A 21,368-nucleotide genomic window follows, 5' to 3' on the forward strand; every position below is an offset into this window, starting at 1 on the left:
ATCGGTGCGCCCGCCCACCGAAGTGGACGGGCGCACCGCCCCCGTCGGATGCCGTGGCCGACAACCACGACCGATTGTGCGGGCCGGCGCTGCCGATCCGCTCTCATCTCGCTATCGGCCTGCAGGTGGCGGCCCGTTATCGCCGGGTTACGCTGCTGGAAGTTCCACGAGGCCAGCGGGGGGCATCCGGTCATGCGGTTCGGGATCCTGGGACCACTGCGGGTGGGCGGCGGCGAGGCCACCGTCACCGCGGCCCGGGACCGCACCGTGCTCGCCCTGCTCCTGCTGCGTTCCGGCCGGGTGGTGCCGGCCGAGGAGCTGATCGACGCGGTGTGGGAGGACCGGCCCCCGGCCACCGCCCGGGCGCAGCTCCAGACCTGCGTGTCCCGCCTTCGCCGGCGCCTCACCGAGTTGGGCGTGCCCGCCGACCTGATCCTCACCGACCCGGCCGGCTACGGCATCCGGGTCGCCCCGCCCGAGCTCGACGCGGAGCTCTTCGCCGAGCGGGTCGACGCCGCCCGGGCCGCCGTGGCGGCCGGCCGGCTGCCGGAGGCGCAGCGCCAGTTCCGGGCCGCGCTCGGCCTGTGGCGCGGGGCCGCCCTGAGCGGTGTCACCAGCCGCACGGTCCGACGCCGTGCCCAGGTCCTCGATGAGCAGCGGACCGCCGCGCTGGAGGAGTGCGTCGACGTCGAGCTACGGCTCGGCCGCGCCGGCGACCTCGTCGACGAGCTGACCGAGGCGGTGGACCGCAACCCGCTGCGGGAGCGGCTGCGCGGCCAGTTGATGCTCGTCCTCTCCACGGTCGGTCGGCAGGCCGACGCCCTGGCCGTCTACCGCGAGGGCCGACGGCTCCACACCGAGGAGCTGGGCATCGAGCCCGGCGCGGCGTTGCAGGAGCTGCACCAGCGGGTCCTCGCCGGCGACCTGGCGATGGCCGGTTCCGGCCGAGGGCCGGCCGCCCCGGTGCGGGGCCTGCCCCGGGCGATCAGCGACTTCACCGGGCGGCAGCAGACAATCGCTCGGCTGGTCAAGGAGATCGAGGAGGACGACGCCCGGGTCCAGCTCATCGACGGGATGGCCGGCAGCGGCAAGACGACCCTCGCGGTACACCTGGCCACCGCCCTCGGCGACCGCTACCCGGACGCGCACCTGTTCGTCGACCTGCACGGGCACAGCGAGCGGGAGCCGCTGTCGCCGGCCGCCGTGCTGGCCGGGTTGCTGCGCCAGCTCGGCGTGCCCGGCGAGCGCGTCCCCAGCGACGCCGACGAGCGGGCCGCGCTCTGGCGCAGCGAACTCGCCGGCCGGCGGGCCGTGGTGGTGCTCGACAACGCGGCCAGCGCCGCGCAGGTGGGGCCGCTGCTGCCCAGCGGCCGGGGCTGCCTCACCCTGATCACCAGCCGGCGGCGGCTGACCGGTCTGGACGGCGGGAAGCCCTCCTCGCTGACCGTCCTGGAGCCGGACGAGGCGGTTGAGCTGCTCGCCCGGGTGGCGGGCGTCGACCGGGTGGCCGCCGAGCCGGTCGCCGCCGCCGAGGTGGTCCGGCGTTGCGGCCACCTCCCGCTGGCGATCCGGCTCGCGGGCGCCCGGCTCGCCCACCGGCCGAGCTGGCGGGTCGCCGACCTCGCCGCCCGGCTGGCCGCCGGACGCGACGCCCTCACCGAGCTGGTCGCGGGCGAACGCTCCGTCGGCCAGGCCTTCGCCCTGTCGTACGCGCAGGTGAGCCCGGCGGCGCAGCGGATGTTCCGGCTGCTCGGGCTGCACCCGGGGGCGTTCTTCGACAACCGGGTGGCGGCGGCGGTAGCGGACCTCCCCGTGTCCGACGTGCAGGACCTGCTCGACGATCTGGTCGACGCGCACCTCGTCGAGGAGCCGGAGCGGGGCAGGTTCCGCTTCCACGACCTGGTCCGCGACTACGCCCGGCACCGGCTGGCCGAGCCGGGGGCGGTCGAGGCGCGGGGAGCGGCGTTGGAGCGGCTGCTCAACTTCCACCTGCACACCGGCGCGGAGCTCGACCGCCTGGTCAACCGGTCGGCCAGCAACGCCCCCTTCGCGCTGCCGCCGGTGGGGCGTCCCGATTTGGTCCGCTGCTGCCTGACCGATGGCCAGGACTGGCTGGACGAGAACCGGGCGACGCTGGTGGCGCTGGTGCGGCTGGCCGAGCAGGAGGGCAGCGACCGGTACTGCTGGCAGTTGGCGCGGGCCTGCTGGAGCTACTGGTTCTCCGAGGGGCACCTCGACGAGCTGATCGAGGCGCACGAGGCCGGGCTGCGCGCCGCCGAGCGGCTGGGCGACGACGTCGCGATCGCCACCATGCACAACTACCTCGCCTCCGGCCACCACCGCCTTGGCCGCTACCGGGAGGCGCTGGCGTCGATGAAGGTCGCCCTGCGGTTGCGGGAACGCCTGGGCGACCGGATCGGTCAGGCGGGCACCCACAAGAACGTGGCCGCGGTCCTCTCGGTCACCGGCGACCTCACCACGGCACTGGCGCATCTGGACACGGCGCTGGCGCTGCTGCGGGCCGAGAGGCACGACGGCGGGATCGTCGCCACCTTCACGAACCAGGCGTCGATCCTGTTGATGTCCGGCCGGCCGGAGGAGTCCCTGGCGGTCTCCCGCCGGCAGCTCGCCCTGGCCCGGTCCGGCGGCACCCTCTACGACGTGGCGAACGCGGTGGGACACGTCGGCATGGCCCGGGCCCGTCTGGGGCACGGCGAGGTGGCCGTGCGTCGCCTGCACGTCGCGCTGCGACTCAAGCACCGGCTCGGCAACCGGTACGGCGTCGGCGAGCTGCTCAACGAGATGGGCGTCATCGAGCGCGCGGCGGGTCGTCCCGAGGGCGCGGCGGCCCGGCACCGGGAGGCGCTGGTCGCCATGACCGAGGTGGGCGACCGGGCCGGGCAGTGCGCGTCCCGCAACCTGCTGGCCCGGGCGCTGCTCGACCAGGGGGATCGGGCCAGCGCTCTGGACCTGTACCGCCGGGTGCTCGGCGACGCGCTGCGGCTCGACGTCCGCTACGAGCAGGGCCGGGCGCTGGACGGCATCGCCCGCTGCCTGCGGCCCGTCGACCCGGCAGCCGCCCGGTCCCACTGGCACCGGGCCCTGGGGCTGTTCCGGCAGGTCGGCTCGCCGGACCGGCACGAGGTCGAGCGGCTGCTCGCCGGGTTGGACTGAGCGATCATCTGCGGCCCGGCGGCGGTCGGGGCAGGATGGTGGGCGTGACGACTCCAGAGGCAGCGGGCTACCGGATCGAACGCGACTCGATGGGCGAGGTGGAGGTGCCCGCCGAGGCGCTGTGGCGGGCGCAGACCCAGCGCGCGGTGCAGAACTTCCCGATTTCCGGGCGGGGGATCGAGCCGGCCCAGATCAAGGCCCTGGCCCAGATCAAGGGCGCGGCTGCCCAGGTGAACGGCGAGCTGGGCGTGATCGACGCGGACGTGGCCGCCGCGATCGCCGCCGCCGCCGCGCACGTGGCCGACGGCGGGTACGACGACCAGTTCCCGATCGACGTGTTCCAGACCGGCTCGGGCACCTCGTCCAACATGAACACCAACGAGGTGATCGCCACCCTGGCCGGCCGGGAACTGGGCCGGGACGTGCACCCGAACGACGACGTGAACGCGTCCCAGTCCAGCAACGACGTCTTCCCGTCCTCGATCCACCTGGCCGCCACCCAGTTCGTCGTGGAGGACCTGGTGCCGGCGCTGACCCACCTCGCCGAGGCGCTGGAGGCCAAGTCGGCCGAGTTCGAGACCGTGGTCAAGGCCGGCCGCACCCACCTGATGGACGCCACGCCGGTCACCCTGGGCCAGGAGTTCGGTGGGTACGCCGCCCAGGTCCGCTACGGCGTCGAACGGCTGGAGGGGGCGCTGCCCCGGCTGGCCGAGCTGCCGCTCGGCGGCACCGCCGTGGGCACCGGGATCAACACCCCGTTCGGCTTCGCCGCGGCGGTGATCGCCAAGCTGCGCGAGTCCACCGGCCTGCCGCTGACCGAGGCGCGCAACCACTTCGAGGCGCAGGGCGCCCGGGACGCGCTGGTGGAGACGTCCGGGCAGCTCCGGACCATCGCGGTCGGCCTCTACAAGATCGCCAACGACATCCGGTGGATGGGCTCGGGCCCCCGGGCCGGCCTGCGCGAGCTGCGCATTCCGGACCTCCAACCCGGCTCGTCGATCATGCCGGGGAAGGTGAACCCGGTGGTCGCCGAGGCCGTCCGGCAGGTCTGTGCCCAGGTGGTCGGCAACGACGCCACGGTCGGCTTCGCCGGCTCCCAGGGCGACTTCGAGCTGAACGTCATGCTGCCGGTGATGGCCCGCAACCTGCTTGAGTCGATCCGGCTGATCGCCGCGTCGAGCCGCCTGCTCGCCGACCGCTGCGTGGCCGGCCTGGTCGCGAACGCCGACGTCTGCCTGGCGTACGCCGAGGGCTCGCCGTCGATCGTCACCCCCCTCAACCGTCACCTCGGGTACGACGAGGCCGCCTCGATCGCCAAGGAGGCGCTGGCCAAGGAGATGTCCATCCGGGACGTGGTGATCGCCCGGGGACACGTGGCCGACGGCAGGCTCACCGCGGACCAGCTCGACGAGGCCCTCGACCTGCTCCGGATGACCCATCCCTGAGCCCGCCGGCCACGGGCGGGACCCTGTGGGCCGGCCCTTTGGAGCTGCCCCGTTCACGCTACCGGCCCGGCCCGGCCGGCGTCCTGGCTCGGCTCCGCTCCGGTGGTTGGTCGCCGTAGCTGCGGGGTGGTAGCCAGAACGGGGCAGCTCCAAAGGCGACGACCGCAGTGTCCGTCAGCCCGGCGTGGGGTCCCCGGATCATCCGAGCGACAGGGGCAGGAAGTCATACCGGGCCGGGCGACCGAGGGTCCCGGCTAGGGACGATCAAAAGGGCAACGGGGGAGAGAGCCATTCGATCGTCCGCTCTCTACAGTCGGTGCTCGGGTGGAACGGACGGGGCGTCCCGGTCGAGCAACTGCTCCGCGCGGTGGCCCGGGGAGACGTCTGATAAGGGCGCCGCTGCTTTCGGAAGGGTCTCCGACGGCCGCGGGAGCCGTTCCGCGCTGGGCCTCCGGCAGGTGGCGGAGCATCGGTGGAGACCATCATCAGTGTGGAGGGCGGTTGTGGTGACCGATGAACAGACGACGACAGCGGCCTTCCCGGTCGCGGTGACCGGACAGGCGGTGCTCGATCCGGAGATCCTGGAGAGGCTCGAGCGGGAACGGATCGTCTGGCTGTGCACGGTGCGACCGGATGGGTCGCCGCACGTCACGCCGGTCTGGTTCCTGTACCGGGACGGCGAGTGGTGGATCTGCACGCAGGAGCGGAACCGGAAGACCCGTAACATTGTTGCCGATCCCCGGGTGTCGCTGGCGCTGCCGGACGGCGTGTACCCGGTGGTGGCGGAGGGCGCGGTCACCATCGTACGTTCGTCCTTCCCGGAGTGGGCCGTCGACGGATTTCGCCGCAAGTACGACTGGGACGTCACGGCCACGGCCGGGCCTGCCGGGGACAACATCCTGCTTCGCGTCGCCGTCTCCCGTTGGCTGATGACGGACACTTCCTCCTGATCGCGCTTTCCCGGCCGCCCGGCGGCTGCGCCGGTCGGCGTGGACGGGGACGCCCCGGTCGTGGAGGGCAGGTAGCGGCGTGACGTGGGTCAGGGACGGGGGGCGGCCCTGCGGGCCCGGTAGGCGGTGACCGCGGCGCGGTTTCCGCAGCTCGCGTCGCAGTACCGCCGGGAACGGTTCTTCGACAGGTCGACCAGCACGTTGTCGCAGTCCGGGTGGTCGCACACGCGTAGTCGGCTCAGCTCGCCGCTGCGTACCAGGTCGGCCAGGGCCATCGCGGCCTCGACCGCCATCCGGGTGGCCAGCGGTGCGTCCCTGGGCACGGCGTGCAGGTGGTACGGCTCGTCGTCGTGCCGGACGAGCTGCGGCAGCGCCCCGGCCTCGCGCAGCAGCCCGTTGACGATGGCGACGATCCCGTCGGTGTCGGCGTGCCAGATCCGGCGCAGCCGGGGGCGCAGGTCCCGGACGGACCGCAGCTCCGCGTCGGTGTGCTCGTGCCGGCCGGTCCAGCCGTGCGCGGCGAAGAACGCGTCCAGGGCGGCCACGTCGGGTAGTGCCTCGCCGTGGTCGCCGGTGGTGTTGACCAGGGCGGCGGTGGCGATCAGCCCGTACTCGGTGTCATGGGCGAAAAGCAACTTGACTCCTGTCAGGCGACCCGCCTAGCGTCATCGGTGTAAGGCTACTTCACCCATGACGGACTGAGGAATTCGATGCGTCCACGACCCGCCGCCGGCACCGGTCTCGGCCTGGCGCTGCTGTCGGCCGTCACCTTCGCCACCTCGGGCACCTTCGCCCGGTCGCTGATCGAGGCCGGCTGGTCCGCGGAGGCTGCGGTGGTCGCCCGGGTCGGCATCGCCGCCATCATCCTTGCGGTGCCAGCGGCGTTGGCCCTGCGCGGCCGGTGGGGCGTGCTGCGGCGCAACCTCGCCCCGGTCGGCGTCTTCGGGCTCCTCGGCGTCGCGCTCGCCCAGGCGTGCTTCTTCAACGCCGTCCGCTACCTCCCGGTCGGCGTGGCGCTGCTGCTGGAGTACCTGGGCATCATCCTCGTGGTCGGCTGGATGTGGCTGGCCCACGGGCAGCGTCCGCGCCGGCTGACCGTGGCCGGGGCGGTCGCCGCGCTGGCCGGTCTCGTCGGCGTCCTCGACCTGACGGGCGCCGGCCGGCTCGACCCCGTCGGCGTGCTCTGGGGGCTGGGCGCGGCGGTCGGGCTGGCCGGGTACTTCGTGGTCGCCGGCCGCCTCGACGACGGCCTGCCGTCCGTGACGATGGCCAGCGCCGGCATGGCCGTCGGCGCGGGGGTCCTGCTCCTGCTGGGCCTGGCCGGGGTGCTGCCGCTGCGGGCCACCTTCGGCGAGGTGACCTTCGCGGGGCAGCGCACCAGTTGGCTGGTCCCCATTGCCGGTCTGTCGCTGGTCGCCGCGGTGGTCGCGTACCTGGCCGGGATCGCCGGCACCCGGATCCTCGGGGCCCGGCTCTCCTCGTTCGTCGGGCTGACCGAGGTGATGTTCGCGGTGCTCATCGCCTGGCTGGTGCTGGGCGAGCTGCCGACCGTCGTGCAACTGTTCGGTGGCGCCCTGATCGTCGCCGGGGTCGCCCTGGTCCGCCTCGACGAGCTGCGCGGGTCGCCCGTCGACGACCGGCCGGGCGACCGTCCCGTCGAGCCCGCGCTCGCCGCCGAGGGCTGACGCCCCCACGGTCACGCCGGTGGGTGGAAGGCTGGCCGGATGCTGACCCATGTCGTGTTCGACGCCGACGAGACCCTGATCGACCTGCGCCCGGCGGTCACCGGCGGACTGGTGGCCGTACTGGAGGAGATGCGGAGGCTGACCCCGGCGGCGGCCGGGATCAGCCTCGCGGACCTGGAGTCCGACTGGCACGCGGTGTTCCGTGCGATGAGCGCCGCACCCGTCATGGAGATCCGGCGGGCCGCGCTGGCCCGGTCGCTCGCCCGGGCCGGCCTCGACGCGCACCTGGACGACGTCGCGGCGATCTTCTTCGCCCGGCGCTTCGCGCTGACCCGCCCCTTCCCCGACGTGCTGCCGGCGCTCGCCGCGCTGCGCGGCCGGTACACCCTGGGCTACGCCACCAACGGCAACAGCCGCGCCGAGCGTTGCGGCCTCGCCGGCGAGTTCGCCTTCGAGTTGTACGCGCACGAGAACGGCCTGCCGAAGAAGCCCGCTCCCGAGTTCTTCGCTGCGGTGGTCGACGCTGCCGGGGTGCCGCCGGAGCGGATCGTGCACGTGGGCGACTCGCCCAGCCACGACGTGCTCGGGGCCCGGCGGGCCGGGCTGCGGGCGGTCTGGCTCAACCGCCCCGGCCTGCCCCGCCCGCCCGGCGTGCCGGCCGACGCCGAGGTCTGCACCCTGGCCGACCTGCCGGACGCGGTCGACCGGCTCTGCGCCGGCCGCGAGATGAGCGAGGCGTAGCTCCTTGCCCGCCGGGGCGCTCGCCGACGCCGCGATGACAGTGAGCCGGCGAAAGCCCGAATGCCGTGTAATACGGACGCCCATCTGGCGGAACGTCCAGCGGTGATATGGGATGACTGCCACGTCCCTCAACGAGAGGATCTGATGTGGTGAGCAAGCGCTTCACCGCCGGTGCCGTCGCAACCGCAACGGCGTTGGCACTCACGGTGACCGGAGTGGTGGGCACGGCGAACGCCGAGCCGACCGCGACCCGGGAGTTCACCGTCGTCGCGGAGGCCGGCGTCTCCGCCGACGCGGCGATCGCCGCCATCACCGCCGCAGGCGGCACCGTGGTTTCCCGCACCGACGAGGTCGGTCTGTTCCAGGTCACCAGCGACCGTACCGACTTCGCCAGCCGGGCGACCGCGAACGCGGCCCTGCTCGGCGCGGCCGAGCGGAGGGCGATCGGCCGCAAGCCCAAGCTCGACCGGGTCGAGCAGGAGCACCTCCTCGCCCAGACCAAGGCCAAGGCCAAGGCGAAGGGTGCCGTCGCCAAGCGGGGCAAGAAGATGGACCCGCTGGACGAGAAGCTCTGGGGACTGGAGATGATCCGGGCCGACGAGGCCCGCAAGGTGGAGCCGGGCGACCGTCGGGTCACCGTCGGCATCCTGGACACCGGTGTCGACGCCAGCAACCCCGACCTCGCGCCGAACTTCAGCTGGTCCCTGTCGCGCAACTTCGCCCCGGACATCCCCGAGGTCGACGGGGAGTGCGAGGTCGCGAGCTGCCTCGACCCGGTCGGCACCGACGACGGCGGCCACGGCACCCACGTCGCCGGCACCATCGGGGCCGCCGCGAACGGCTTCGGTCTCTCCGGCGTCGCCCCGAACGTCACCCTGGTCGAGCTGAAGGGCGGCCAGGACTCCGGCTACTTCTTCCTCGACCCGGTCGTCAACGCCCTGGTGCACGCGGGCAACGTCGGCCTCGACGTGGTGAACATGTCCTTCTACGTCGACCCGTGGCTCTACAACTGCACCGCGAACCCGGCCGACTCGCCGCAGGCGCAGACCGAGCAGCGGGCGACCATCGAGGCCATGAAGCGGGCGCTCGACTTCGCCCACCGCAAGGGCGTCACCCTGGTCGGCTCGCTGGGCAACAACCACGAGGACCTGGGCGCGCCGCGCACCGACACCTCCAGCCCGGACTACGGCGCCGACCCGTACGACCGTCCGATCGACAACGCCACCTGCTGGGACCTCCCGGTGGAGGGCCCGCACGTGATCGGCGTGTCGGCGGTCGGCCCCTCCGGCAAGAAGGCCGACTACTCGAACTACGGCACCGAGCAGATCTCGGTCGCCGCGCCGGGTGGCTGGTTCCGCGACGGCTTCGGCACGGACACCTACCGCCTCGACGCCAACATGATCCTCTCCACGTACCCGAAGCACGTGCTCCAGGAGGAGGGGTCGGTCGACGAGAACGGCAACATCGTCGAGGGCTTCGAGGAGTCGGTGTTCAAGCAGTGCAAGGCCAACGGCGACTGTGGGTACTACACCTACCTTCAGGGCACCTCGATGGCGTCGCCGCACGTCAGCGGCGTCGCCGCGCTGATCGTCAGCAAGTACGGCAAGAAGACCCGGGATGGCCTGGGCATGGACCCGGCCAAGGTCGAGCGGCAGCTCTACCGCACCGCCACGGAGCGTGCCTGCCCGGAGCCGCGCCTGCAGACGTACACCAACGAGGGCCGGGACGCCGAGTTCAACGCCTACTGCGCGGGCGACTCGAAGTTCAACGGCTTCTACGGCCACGGGATCATCGACGCGTACGCGGCGGTGAAGACCCGCAGGTGACCACCGGTGCCACCGGGAGGGCCCGGGCGACCACGGTCGCCCGGGCCCTTCGTCGTCCCGGGGATCAACGCCGCCAACCCCGGGCGGCCAGGGCGGCATGGACCTCCCGGGTCAGCGCGGGGAAGTCGTGCCGGAGGCGGCGGCCCGGCGCGTGCAGCACGATCCATCCCGCGCAGACGAGCTGGTTGAGCCGGCGGCGGTCGCGGTGCAACTGCTCGGCGTCGACGTGCGGGTCGCCGTCGTACTCGACCGCGACGCGGAACTCCGGCCAGGCCAGGCCCGGATGCAGGACGAGCCCCGAGGCCAGCCGGACCGGGTGCCGGGCGACCGGGCGGGGCAGCCCGGCGAGGACCAGCCGGACCCGCAACTCGGACTCCGGCGGTGACTGCGCCCCGGGATCGGCCAAGCCGAAGACCCACCTCGCCCGCCGGCCCCCGGGCCGGTCCGCGTTGCGGACCCCGATCGCGGTCAACGCGTCCCGGGTGGTCAGGCCCTTGCGGAGCAGGCTGTCGACGATCCCGACGGCCCGGAGGGGCTCCAGCCAGACGGCGGTCTCCCAGGCCGCCGTCGCCGGATCGGTGCGGGGGAGCGCCCACGCCGCCGCCGCGACCGCGATCGGCGCCGCCCCGACGACGGTCGGGTCTTCCGGGCGCCCCGCAGCGCCCGCGACTCCCACGGCGCCCCGGCCGAGACACGGCCCGGCGCGAGCGGCGTCGCGCGGTGTTGGTGTCGAGCGGGTGGCATCGCGCGGCTGCGGCGTCGGGCGGATGGCACCCGGGGCGGGCGATGATGCTGCCCCGATCGTGGCCGGGCCGTGAGCCGGCAGCGAGGAGTGGGCGTACAGCGGAACGTGGGCGGACAGCGGAACGTGCGGGGACAGCGGAACGTGCGGCGGGAGCGGGGCAGGGGCGGGCAGTGGGGCAGGGGCGGGCAGTGGGACGGGAGTGAGTAGCGCTGCGGGGGCCGGTGGCGAGGTGGCGGGGCGCAGGTCGGTCAGGTGCACCCGGAGCCCCCGCTGGCTGCGCAGCCCCGCCGCGCGGGGGCTGGCCACGTGCACCTCGTCGGAGAACCCGGCGGCGTGCTCGACCCCGTACAGCAACGCCGCCGACGGGCCGGCGAGCGCCGAGCCCGGGTGCAGTTGCAGGGACGCCGCCCGGCAGGCCAGCGTGTGGTCCAGGTCGAGGCGGGAGTCGGCGTAGATGTCGCGGCGCAGGTTGACCCAGGCCGAGCTGCGTAGCTTGTGCGCGGTGACGAGGCCCAGCCGGATCGCCTCGGAGGCGCGGAAGACCTGCCAGGCGAGGGCGGACGGGCGATCAGGGTGTCGGGGCATGCGCCCAGGCTCCCGGCAGCCGCCGCGCCTGGATACCCCTGTGGACAACGCCCCGCCCGGTCGACCGATCCCCCTGTGGACAACCAGCCGGATGCCCTCCGGCTGTGCTAATGGCCTCCTCCCGACGCGTCGGGGCCCGGCGGCCGGCATCAGGGGGGCGAGGGCGGTGGCGACGGCGCTGGCCGCCGTCAGGGGGCGAGGGCGGTGGCGACGGCGCTGGCCGCCGTCAGGGGGCGAGGGCGGTGGCGACGGCGCTGGCCGCCGCGAGCACCTGCTCGCCGACCACCTCCGGGTCCAGCGGAGCCAGCGCGACCACCCCGACGCTCGCCTCCAGGCCCGGCACGCCGAGTACCGGCGCGGCCACCCCGTACGCGCCGGGCTGCAACTCGCCGCTGGTGGCCACCGGGTCGGCGGAACCCGACCGGCCGCCGAGGATGGCCCGACCGGCCGCCCCCCGATCCAACGGGTGCCGCGTCCCCGTCCGGTACGCCACGTGCAACGACGTCCAGCTCGGCTCCACCACCGCCAGCGCGACCCCCTCGCCGCCCTCGACCACGGTGAGGTGGGCGGTCGCGCCGGCCTGTTCGGCGAGCCGGCGCAGGGCTGGCAGCGCGCCCTCGGCGAGCAGCGGCTGGGCCCGGCGGGCCAGGTGCAGCACCCCCGCGCCGAGGCGCAACCGGCCGTCGCCGTCCCGCCGTACCATGCCGTGCCCGCTCAGTGCGCCGACCAGCCGGTAGACGGCCGCCCGGCCGATGCACAGCAGGTTCGCCGCCTCGGTGACGGTCAGCCCGCCCGGGGCGTCGGCGACCAGGTGCAGCAGCCGCAGCCCCCGGTCCAGCGTCTGGGCCGTCTCGCCCCCGCGCGGCCCGTCGCCGGGTCGCGCCGTCGTGCCGTACTGCCGTGCCGCCTCATCCACGAGGGCAGCGTACGACCCGGCACCGGGCGTCCCGGGAATGCGTGGACGGCTACCCTTGTGAGGTGACGCTACGCCTGTATGACACTGCCACCCGATCGGTGCGGGACTTCGTCCCGCAGGAAGCCGGCAAGGTGGGGGTCTACCTGTGTGGTCTCACCCTCCAGGCACCCCCGCACATCGGTCACCTTCGCTCCGGCGTCAACTACGACGTGCTGCGCCGCTGGCTGCTGGCAAAGGGGTTCGAGGTCCGGTTCATCCGCAACCTGACCGACATCGACGACAAGATCCTGGTCAAGGCCGTCGAGCAGGGCCAGCCGTTCTGGTCGATCGCGTACGCCAACGAGCGGGCGCTGACCGGCGCGTACCAGGCGCTGAACGTGCTGCCGCCGACGTACGAGCCGCGGGCCACCGGGCACGTCCCGGAGATGCACGAGCTGATCGCGAAGCTGATCGACACCGGGCACGCCTACCCGGCCACCGACGGCTCCGGCGACGTCTACTTCGACGTGGCCTCCTGGCCGGCCTACGGCGCGCTCTCGGGCCAGTCGCCCGACGCCATGCAGGCCGCCGGTGACGTCCAGGAGCGGGGCAAGCGTGACCCGCGCGACTTCGCGCTGTGGAAGGGCGTGAAGCCCGACGAGCCGGCCGACGCGTACTGGCCCTCGCCGTGGGGCCGTGGGCGGCCCGGCTGGCACATCGAGTGCTCGGCGATGTGCTGGCGCTACCTGGGCGCCGAGTTCGACATCCACGGCGGCGGGCTCGACCTGACCTTCCCGCACCACGAGAACGAGATCGCCCAGTCGCAGGCCGCCGGCCTGCCGTTCGCCCGTTACTGGGTGCACCACGGGCTGCTCAGCATCGGTGGCGCGAAGATGGGCAAGTCGACCGGCAACGCTCTCGACCTGGCGTACGTCGCGTCGCTCGGGGTGCGCCCGATCGAGCTGCGTTACTACTACGCGGTCGCGCACTACCGTTCGTTGATCGACTACACCGAGGACTCGCTGCGCGAGTGGGCGACCGGCTTCCGGCGGATCGAGGGGTTCGTCCAGCGGGCCGCCGAGCGGGTCGGCCCGGGTGAGTTCGGGAAACTGCCGGAGGACTTCGTCGCCGCGATGGACGACGACCTGAACACCTCGGCCGCGTTCGCGGTGCTCCAGGAGATGATCCGGGACGGCAACAGCGCGCTGACCTCCGGCGACGATGTGACCGTCCGCACGGCGCTCGCCTCCGTGCGGGCGATGCTGGATATCCTCGGGATCGACCCCCTGGACGAGGCCTGGACGGGCGGCGGTCGCGTGGATGACCTGCGCGACGTGATGGACTCGCTGGTCGCGCTGGCCCTGGAGCAGCGCGCGCAGGCCCGCAGCCGCAAGGACTGGGCTGCCGCGGACGCCGTCCGCGACCAGCTCAAGCAGGCCGGTGTGATGATCGAGGACACCCCCCAGGGCCCCCGTTGGACTATTGGAGAGCAGGACTGATGGCCGGCAACTCGCAGCGCCGTGGCCGGCGACTGACGTCGAAGGCAGGCGCCCCGAAGGGCTCCGGAGGCAAGAACAAGGACTCCCTCGCGGGCCGGGGCAGGACCCTGCCCGCCGACGAGCGCCCCTGGCACAAGGGGTACTCGGGCACCGAGAAGCTGCCGCAGCGGACCGCCTGGAAGCAGGACAAGGAGCTCCGGGCGGCGGCCGAGGAGGGGCGTGCCCCGAAGATCGGCAAGCCGGGAACCAAGGACACCACCTGGGGCAGGGGCGGCGGTCGGGGCGTTCCGGTCGGCCGGGGCGGCGGGGCCGCCGGCCGGGGCGGAAAGCCGACCGGCCGCACCGGCCCCCGGGTCGCGCCGGGCCGCAAGTCCAACCCGTCGAAGGACAGCCCCGAGCTGCTGGTCGGGCGGAACCCGGTGCTGGAGTCGCTGCGCACCCAGGTGCCGGCCACCGCGCTCTACATCGCCCAGGGCATCGAGAGCGACGACCGGATCAACGAGATCATCCGCACCGCCGCCGACCGGGGCATCGCCCTCCTGGAGATCAGCCGGGCCGAGCTGGACCGGATGACCGGCGGCGTGCTGCACCAGGGCGTCGGCCTTCAGGTGCCGCCGTTCGCGTACGAGTCCTTCGACGACATGGTCGCCGCGTCGCTGGAGCAGACCGCCCCGCTGCTGGTAGCGCTGGACGGCGTCACCGACCCGCGCAACCTCGGCGCGGTGATCCGGTCCGCCGCCGCCTTCGGCGCGCAGGGTGTCTTCGTACCGGAGCGGCGGGCTGCCGGGATCACCGCGACCGCCTGGCGGACCAGCGCCGGCGCGGCGGCGCGGGTGCCCGTCGCCCAGGTCACCAACCTGACCCGGTCGCTCAAGGCATGCCGGGACGCCGGCTTCATGGTCGTCGGCCTTGACGCCGACGGCGAGACCGACCTGTACGACCTGGAGGCCGCCGTCGGGCCGCTGGTCGTGGTGGTCGGCTCGGAGGGGCGCGGGCTGTCCCGGCTGGTCGGCGAGACCTGCGACCTGACCGTGAGCATCCCGATGATCTCCGAGGTGGAGTCGCTCAACGCCAGCGTCGCCGCCGCGGTGGCCCTCGCCGAGGTGTCCCGCCGCCGGGCCGCCGAGGGCTGATCCCGCAGACACGGAAAGGGGCGGTCCGCCGAGATGCGGGCCGCCCCTTCCGCCTGTCCGGGGCCTACAGCTGCCGGCTCCAGACGAAGATGATCAACGTTCCGTCACCCCGCGACCGGCCGCCCCTGACCGAGTAGCCCGACGATGGGGGTGCCCACCGACCGGCGGGCACCCCCATCGCGTCGTACGTCAGACCCGCTTGCCGGTGGCGGCGTTGAAGACGTGGGTACGGCCGGTCCGCGGCTTCACGAACACGGTGTCACCCATGTTCGGCATGGTGCGCCGGTCGGTGCGGACCACGAAGCGCTCGTTGTGACCCTCCATCGCGGCGTGGCCATAGACGTTGACGTCCGAGCCGAGGTCCTCGACCAGCTCGACCACGACCGGCATGCCGCCCTCGGTCGGGCTCACCATGTCGCAGTCCTCCGGGCGGAAGCCCACGGTCACCTTGCTGTCGCCGCCCTCGGCGCGGGCCGCCTCGACCTGCTCGCGGGTCAGCGGGATGTCCAGCTCCGCGAACGTCGCGCCCTGCTCGTTCAGCGGGACGGTCTTGATGTTCATGGCCGGGGAGCCCATGAAGCCGGCGACGAACACGTTGGCCGGGGTGTCGTAGAGCGCCCGGGGGGTGTCCACCTGCTGAAGGACGCCGTCGAGCATGACGGCCACCCGGTGGCCCATGGTCATGGCCTCGACCTGGTCGTGGGTGACGTAGACCATGGTGATGCCGAGCTTCGCCTGCAGCGACGCGATCTGGGTACGGGTCTGCACCCGGAGCTTGGCGTCGAGGTTCGACAGCGGCTCGTCCATGAGGAAGACCTGCGGCTCGCGGACAATCGCCCGGCCCATCGCGACCCGCTGGCGCTGACCGCCGGAGAGGGCCTTCGGCTTGCGGCTGAGGAACTCGTCCAACTGGAGCAGCCCGGCCGCCTCCTTGACCCGCCGGTCGATCTCGGCCTTGGGGATCTTGCGCAGCTTCAGCGCGAACGCCATGTTCTCGTACACCGACATGTGCGGGTAGAGGGCGTAGTTCTGGAAGACCATCGCGATGTCGCGGGACTTCGGCGGGAGGTGGGTGACGTCGCGCTGGTCGATGTAGATCGCGCCGTCGTCGACATCCTCCAGGCCGGCGAGCATGCGCAGGCTGGTGGACTTGCCACAACCGGAGGGGCCGACGAGGACGAGGAACTCGCCGTCGCCGATTTCGAGGTCGAGCTGATTCACTGCGGGACGCTCGGTGCCCGCGTAGATCCGGGACGCCTTCGCGTAAGTGACCGTGGCCATGGTGGAGCGCTTCCTCTCACCGGCAGGAACGTGCCGGACGATCCGAGTGAAGGAGCAACCGGTGCCCTGTGGCGCCGGCCATCCGGGCGACGTTCCGGCAGCGGGGGCCGCCGGAACTGTCATCCGTGTCACTGCACCGTAAACGGGTTTCCGCAACCTGCCAACACGAGAACCAGCGGATGCGACGGACGGCATTCACATTCCGGGCAGTCGGGCACAGCCAGGCATCAATCTCCGCGTGGTTCCGCCCACCCGCCGTCGGATGACAGCCGGCAGGGTCGGCAAATCGGCGTTTTCCGTGCTGGGAGGGCCTGCCGAGGGACAAGTCCCGAGGTCTGTCGCTTATGCTGACCACGCACGACCTGCCCCTGTAGCTCAGCTGGCCAGAGCACTCGCCTTGTAAGCGAGATGTCGCCGGTTCGATCCCGGCCGGGGGCTCCAATTTCACAAGGCGTTCGATGGCACCCGCCGCCATTGCTCGCCGGAGTTTAGGCAGCGCTGACAGTAATCGGGCTCGCGGGCGGCCGGGCGGACCCGAAGACCAGTGTCCGGTCGCCGCCGAACTGCTCCGGCGCCTGCCGGTCGACGTTCAGCGGAGGTGGGATGAGCCGCGCGGTGGAGGAGTCCAACCGGGCCATGCTCCGCGCCCGGGACGCCATGGACCGGGCCTACGCCGAGTTGCTCGACATCCCGGCCCTGGCCCGGATCGCGCACGTCTCCGAGGCGCACTTCATCCGCACCTTCCGCGCCACCTTCGGCGAGACCCCGCACCGGTACCTGCAACGGCGTCGGGTCGAGCGGGCCATGTACCTGCTCGCCCAGACCGACCGGGATGTCACGGAGGTCTGCTTCGCGGTGGGGTTCAACAGCCTCGGCACCTTCAGCCGGACGTTTCGCCAGATCGTCGGCGAGTCGCCGACGGATTACCGCCGGCGCAGGGTGCCGGCGGACGTGCCCGCGTGCTTCGCCAAGGCCTGGATGCGACCTAGCAGTTTTGGATAAGCAGCGGGTCGGGGCGGTCGAATAGCGTTCTCGGCATGACGATGAACGCGATCAGCCGCTCCCAGATCTACGTGCTCGACCAGGACGAGGCCCTCGACTTCTACGTCGGCAAGCTCGGCATGGAGGTCAACACCGACCAGGACCTCGGCTTCATGCGCTGGCTGACGGTCAACCTGCCCGGCGACCCGGAGCGGGAGATCCTGCTGGAGACGCCCGGCTCGCCGGCCCTGGACCCGGCCACGGCAGAGCAGGTCCGCGAGCTGCTCACCAAGGGGGCGCTGGGCGGCTACCTCTTCATGACCACCGACGACGCGCACAAGACGTACGAAGACCTGGTTGCCAAGGGCGTGGAGATCACCGACGAGCCGACCGAGCGCCCGTACGGCATCGACTTCGGCGTCCGGGACCCGTTCGGCAACAAGATCCGTATCGGTCAGATGTTCCCGCGCGGCTGAGCGGGGCGGGTGGGTCGGGAGGCGCGGGTTAGCATCGCGCCTCCCGACCCGTACGAGGTGACGATGGCGAGCCGCCTGCTGTTCCTGGCCCGGCACGGTGAGCAGGACCGGCCCGCCGGCACGACCGACGACCCGCCGGAGGTGGGGCTCTCCGCCCGGGGCCGGCGGCAGGCGGCCCTGCTCGGCGAGCGGCTGGCCGGGGTGCCCTTCACCGCCGTCCACCACGGGCCGCTGCCCCGGGCCGCGGAGACCGCCGGCCTGGTCGCCCGGTCGCTGCCCGGGGTCCCGGTGTACGCCACCGAACTGGCCGGCGATCACCTGCCGCACGACACCGACCCGGCCGGCCTGCCCTCGGCGTACGCGAGGCTCCTGGCGGGGTTCTCCGCGAGCGAGCGGGTCGACGGGCCGCGGCTGACGGCGGCGGCCGTCGCGCGCTTCGCCACCCCGCCGGCCGACGGAGACGACCGGGTGCTGGTGGTCACCCACACGTTCCTGATCGCCTGGCTGGTCCGGCACGCGTTGGATGCCCCGCCCGGGCGTTGGCTGGGGCTGAGCCACCACAACGCCGGGCTGACCGTGATCCGCCACAGCTCGGCCGGGCCGCCGACCCTGGTCGCCGTCAACGACGTGGCCCACCTGCCGGCCGAGCTGCGCGGCACCGGGCTGCCCCCGGACTACCGGTTCTGACGCCCTCCGGGCGGAGCCCGCCTCGACGAAGCGCTCCTCCGGCCCGGCGGCGGGTCAACCGGCGGCGGTGAGCACGAGCGCGGCCAGCGCCGACGCGGCCTGTGGCGGCGTGCCCGCGACCGGGCAGTCGGTCCAGTCGACCGTGGCGGTGCCGACGGTGAGCCGGTATTCATAGGCGTCGGAGCAGCGGCCGGCGGCGTCGGCGGTGCCACCCTCGGTGAGCCGGGGCTCGGCGGCGAGCCGCCGCAGCCGGTCGAGATCCGCGGCCGTGAGCCGGCCGGTGCGCCGGGTGCCGGCGCGGTCGACCGCCGTCCATCGGCCGTCCGGTTCGACGGTGACCGTGTCGCTCCCCCCGGCGAAGCCGCCCGATCGTCGGACGACCACCCGGGCGGCCGGGGCCGGGGACGCCTCGGCCGGGACGTTGGCGCCGGGGGTCCCGGCAGTGGTGCCCGGCGCGGCGGTCGTCCCGGGGGAGGCGGGCGGCGAGACGGTGGCGGACGGCGGCGGCGCGGGGGTGCCGGGATCGCCGGCCGCGCATCCGCTCGCCCCAGTCAGCAGCGCGGCGATCATGGCGATGCGGAGGGGGGTCGATCTCATGCCCGTCGGACGTGTCCGGACTCCGCCCGGTTCCGTCACCTTGTCCTCCTCATCCGTTCGGCCAGTGTTGGAGTCCGGAAGTGGTTGCCCCCTTCCCCTTTCGTCGAGAGATCACTATATCTACATGCGTGACTACCCCCGTCACACATTCCTTGCCAGGAGGGCACGTGAAGAAAACCCTCGCCGCCGCTAGCGCAGCGTTGCTTACCGGCGGCCTGCTCACCTGCGTCGCCACCACGGCGCAAGCGGCAGCCCCCACCCCGGATTCGTCGGCAGCCCGTGCCGACTCGGTCCTCCGCAGCAACCCCGGCGCCGTCCAGGGCGCCAGCGGAGAGGCGTACCAGGCAGTTCGGACCAAGGTGGACGCCGACGGCGCTTCGCACACCCGCTACTCCCGGACCTACCAGGGCCTGCGGGTCTACGGCGGTGACTTCGTCATCCACGCCAAGGCGAACGGCGAGTACGCCGGGGCCTCGGTGGGCCTCGCGGCCCCGCTGACCCTCGCCGCCAGCCCGAAGGTCACCTCGGCCAAAGCCAAGGAGGCCGCGCGCAAGGAGTTCTCGGGCTCGCTCACCGCCGTGGGCGCCCCGGAGTTGTTCGTCGACGCCAGCTCCGGCAAGGGCCGGCTGGCCTGGGAGACCGTCGCCTCCGGCTGGAAGGCCGACAAGCAGACCCCCTCGAAGCTGCACGTCATCACCGACGCGGTCACCGGCAAGGTGATCGGCTCGTACGACGAGATCGAGACGGTCACCGGCAGCGGCACGGGCATCTACACCGGCACGGTCAGCGTCGACACCACGCTCTCCGGCAGCACGTACCAGATGATCGACCCGGTGCGCGGCAACGGCCGTACCTGTGACATGAACAACGGCACGTCGACCTGCACCACGTTCACCGACGCCGACAACGTCTGGGGCAACGGCGCCAACACGAACCGGCAGTCCGCCGGCGTGGACGCCCACTTCGGCGCCGCGATGACGTTCGACTACTTCAAGAACACGCACGGCCGCAACGGCATCTTCGGCAACGGCGCCGGCGTGCCGAGCCGGGTGCACTACGGCAACGCCTACGTCAACGCGTTCTGGGACGGCGCGCAGATGACGTACGGCGACGGCTCCGGCAACTCCCGCCCGCTGGTCTCCCTCGACGTGGCCGGCCACGAGATGAGCCACGGCGTGACCGAGGCGGTCGCGGGCCTGGTGTACTCCGGCGAGTCCGGTGGCCTCAACGAGTCCACCAGCGACATCTTCGGCAACATGGTGGAGTTCTACGCCAACGCGCCGAGCGACCCGGGCGACTACCAGGTCGGCGAGAAGATCAACATCAACGGGAACAACACCCCGCTGCGGTACATGTACAACCCGACGCTGGACGGCTCCTCCGACTCGTGCTGGTCGACCAGCACGAAGAACAAGGACGTGCACTACTCCTCCGGCGTGGGCAACCACTTCTACTTCAACCTCGCCGAGGGCACCGGCGCCACCGCGTACGGCACCTCGCCGGTCTGTGGCTCCGCCCCGGCGGTGACCGGCATCGGCCGGGCCAAGGCCGAGAAGATCTGGTTCCGGGCGCTCGACGTGTACTTCACCTCCAACACGTCGTACGTCAACACCACCACCCCGGCGAACACCTCCCGCGCGTACACCCTCAAGGCAGCGACTGACCTGTACGGCAACTGCTCCACGGAGTACAAGGCCGTCCAGGCGGCGTGGACCGCGGTGAACGTGGCCGGCAACGACGCGCCCTGCTCGTCGACCGGTAACGACTTCTCCGTCACGCTGTCGCCGACCTCCGGCTCGGTCGCCCCGGGCGGCTCCGTCGCCACCACCGTGGCCACCGCCACCACCAGCGGCACCGCCCAGACCGTGACGTTCTCCGCGTCCGGCCTGCCGACCGGCGCGACCGCGTCGTTCAACCCGACCTCGGTGACCTCGGGCGCCTCGTCCACCCTCACCATCGCCACCACGTCCGGCACCCCGGCCGGCACGTACAACGTCACGGTCACCGGCACCGGCACGGTGCCCCACAGCGCCACCTACACGCTGACCGTCACCGGCACCGGCGGCTGCACCGGCGCGGGCCAGAAGCTCGGCAACCCCGGCTTCGAGTCCGGCAACACGGTGTGGACGGCCAGCTCCGGCGTCATCGCCCAGCACGGCACCAGCCAGCCCGCCCGCACCGGCACCTACAGCGCCTGGCTGAACGGGCGCGGCACCACCAACACCGAGACGCTCTCCCAGTCGGTGAGCCTGCCGGCGGGTTGCAGCTCGTACAACTACAGCTTCTGGCTGCACATCGACTCGGCCGAGACCACCACCAGCACCCAGTACGACAAGCTCTCGGTGCAGGTGCTCAACTCGTCCGGGACGGTGCTGGCGACCCTGGCCACCTACTCGAACCTGAACAAGGCCGCCGGGTACAGCCAGAAGTCCTTCTCGCTGGCCTCGTACGCCGGCCAGACCGTCACCCTGAAGTTCACCGGCACGGAGGACTTCTCGCTCCAGACCTCCTTCGTCGTCGACGACACCGCGGTCAACGTCGCCTGACGTAGCCGTACCCCGGCGGGCCCGGCGGCCACCCCACACGGGTGGTCGTCGGGCCCGCCTCGTTATGGTCGCCGTACCGGCCCGACGCTCCCGCGCCGCGGACCGGGGCAGGCGAGGCGAGG

Annotated in this window: 17 protein-coding genes and 1 tRNA gene; 13 read left to right on the plus strand and 5 right to left on the minus strand. The window is 72.8% G+C overall.

From position 1 onward, the window contains the following. Positions 1–192 precede the first annotated feature (192 nt). The 3 genes from ACH4T9_RS06080 to ACH4T9_RS06090 all read left to right on the plus strand — a co-directional run bounded on the left by ACH4T9_RS06080 (position 193) and on the right by ACH4T9_RS06090 (position 5,569). Positions 193–3,174: a BTAD domain-containing putative transcriptional regulator gene (locus ACH4T9_RS06080; RefSeq protein WP_396670550.1), complete on the plus strand. Its 2,982-nt coding sequence runs from the start codon at positions 193–195 to the stop codon at positions 3,172–3,174. Positions 3,175–3,209: 35 nt separating this feature from the next. After that, complete coding sequence (locus tag ACH4T9_RS06085) at positions 3,210–4,619, plus strand: class II fumarate hydratase (protein WP_350881497.1); 1,410 nt, start codon at positions 3,210–3,212, stop codon at positions 4,617–4,619. Positions 4,620–5,125: 506 nt separating this feature from the next. Then, a complete protein-coding gene (locus tag ACH4T9_RS06090; protein WP_396670549.1) occupies positions 5,126–5,569 on the plus strand; it encodes a pyridoxamine 5'-phosphate oxidase family protein in 444 nt (147 codons plus the stop codon). Between the two features lie 89 nt (positions 5,570–5,658). Here the strand turns inward: ACH4T9_RS06090 and ACH4T9_RS06095 are convergent, their stop codons facing one another. Beyond that, complete coding sequence (locus ACH4T9_RS06095) at positions 5,659–6,204, minus strand: CGNR zinc finger domain-containing protein (RefSeq protein ID WP_396670548.1); 546 nt, start codon at positions 6,202–6,204, stop codon at positions 5,659–5,661. A 75-nt stretch (positions 6,205–6,279) separates the two neighbouring features. On the opposite strand from ACH4T9_RS06095, the gene ACH4T9_RS06100 reads away from it, so the two are divergent. The 3 genes from ACH4T9_RS06100 (at position 6,280) to ACH4T9_RS06110 (ending at position 9,821) form a co-directional block, all read left to right on the plus strand. Continuing rightward, positions 6,280–7,254: an EamA family transporter gene (locus ACH4T9_RS06100; protein WP_396670547.1), complete on the plus strand. Its 975-nt coding sequence runs from the start codon at positions 6,280–6,282 to the stop codon at positions 7,252–7,254. Positions 7,255–7,293: 39 nt separating this feature from the next. Further along, on the plus strand, positions 7,294–7,995 hold the full coding sequence (locus ACH4T9_RS06105) for an HAD family hydrolase (RefSeq protein ID WP_396670546.1): 702 nt from the start codon (positions 7,294–7,296) through the stop codon (positions 7,993–7,995). Positions 7,996–8,144: 149 nt separating this feature from the next. Then, on the plus strand, positions 8,145–9,821 hold the full coding sequence (locus ACH4T9_RS06110) for a S8 family serine peptidase (protein WP_396670545.1): 1,677 nt from the start codon (positions 8,145–8,147) through the stop codon (positions 9,819–9,821). 64 nt (positions 9,822–9,885) lie between these two features. Here ACH4T9_RS06110 and ACH4T9_RS06115 read toward each other — a convergent pair whose 3' ends face one another. Beyond that, positions 9,886–11,151, minus strand: a complete 1,266-nt coding sequence (locus ACH4T9_RS06115) for an endonuclease domain-containing protein (protein WP_396670544.1) — start codon at positions 11,149–11,151, stop codon at positions 9,886–9,888. A 226-nt stretch (positions 11,152–11,377) separates the two neighbouring features. Continuing rightward, positions 11,378–12,067, minus strand: coding sequence for an IclR family transcriptional regulator (locus ACH4T9_RS06120; protein WP_396670543.1), 690 nt, complete (start codon positions 12,065–12,067; stop codon positions 11,378–11,380). A gap of 62 nt (positions 12,068–12,129) precedes the next feature. On the opposite strand from ACH4T9_RS06120, the gene cysS reads away from it, so the two are divergent. Both cysS and rlmB read left to right on the plus strand, forming a co-directional pair. Next, complete coding sequence (gene cysS / locus ACH4T9_RS06125) at positions 12,130–13,545, plus strand: cysteine--tRNA ligase (protein WP_396670542.1); 1,416 nt, start codon at positions 12,130–12,132, stop codon at positions 13,543–13,545. Beyond that, on the plus strand, positions 13,545–14,678 hold the full coding sequence (rlmB, locus tag ACH4T9_RS06130; protein WP_396670541.1) for a 23S rRNA (guanosine(2251)-2'-O)-methyltransferase RlmB: 1,134 nt from the start codon (positions 13,545–13,547) through the stop codon (positions 14,676–14,678). Before cysS ends, rlmB begins: the two co-directional genes overlap by 1 nt. Positions 14,679–14,867: 189 nt before the next feature. Here rlmB and ACH4T9_RS06135 read toward each other — a convergent pair whose 3' ends face one another. Then, positions 14,868–15,959, minus strand: a complete 1,092-nt coding sequence (locus ACH4T9_RS06135; RefSeq protein WP_396670540.1) for an ABC transporter ATP-binding protein — start codon at positions 15,957–15,959, stop codon at positions 14,868–14,870. A 364-nt stretch (positions 15,960–16,323) separates the two neighbouring features. On the opposite strand from ACH4T9_RS06135, the gene ACH4T9_RS06140 reads away from it, so the two are divergent. The 4 genes from ACH4T9_RS06140 (at position 16,324) to ACH4T9_RS06155 (ending at position 18,103) form a co-directional block, all read left to right on the plus strand. Further along, positions 16,324–16,400: transfer RNA gene (locus ACH4T9_RS06140), tRNA-Thr, on the plus strand. Positions 16,401–16,562: 162 nt separating this feature from the next. After that, on the plus strand, positions 16,563–16,961 hold the full coding sequence (locus ACH4T9_RS06145; protein ID WP_396670539.1) for a helix-turn-helix domain-containing protein: 399 nt from the start codon (positions 16,563–16,565) through the stop codon (positions 16,959–16,961). 35 nt (positions 16,962–16,996) lie between these two features. Then, positions 16,997–17,416 (plus strand): VOC family protein, encoded by a 420-nt coding sequence (locus ACH4T9_RS06150; protein WP_396670538.1) that lies wholly within the window; start codon positions 16,997–16,999, stop codon positions 17,414–17,416. 63 nt (positions 17,417–17,479) lie between these two features. Then, positions 17,480–18,103, plus strand: a complete 624-nt coding sequence (locus tag ACH4T9_RS06155; protein ID WP_396670537.1) for a histidine phosphatase family protein — start codon at positions 17,480–17,482, stop codon at positions 18,101–18,103. Between the two features lie 54 nt (positions 18,104–18,157). On the opposite strand, the gene ACH4T9_RS06160 is transcribed toward ACH4T9_RS06155, so the two are convergent. After that, the gene (locus tag ACH4T9_RS06160) at positions 18,158–18,700 is read right to left on the minus strand and encodes a hypothetical protein (RefSeq protein WP_396670536.1); all 543 of its coding nucleotides are present in this window, start codon (positions 18,698–18,700) and stop codon (positions 18,158–18,160) included. Between the two features lie 167 nt (positions 18,701–18,867). Between ACH4T9_RS06160 and ACH4T9_RS06165 the strand changes: the two genes are divergently transcribed. Beyond that, positions 18,868–21,246 (plus strand): M4 family metallopeptidase, encoded by a 2,379-nt coding sequence (locus ACH4T9_RS06165; protein WP_396670535.1) that lies wholly within the window; start codon positions 18,868–18,870, stop codon positions 21,244–21,246. Positions 21,247–21,368: the final 122 nt, after the last annotated feature.

The organism is Micromonospora sp. NPDC020750 (assembly GCF_044334565.1).
Taxonomy (GTDB): Bacteria; Actinomycetota; Actinomycetes; order Mycobacteriales; family Micromonosporaceae; genus Micromonospora.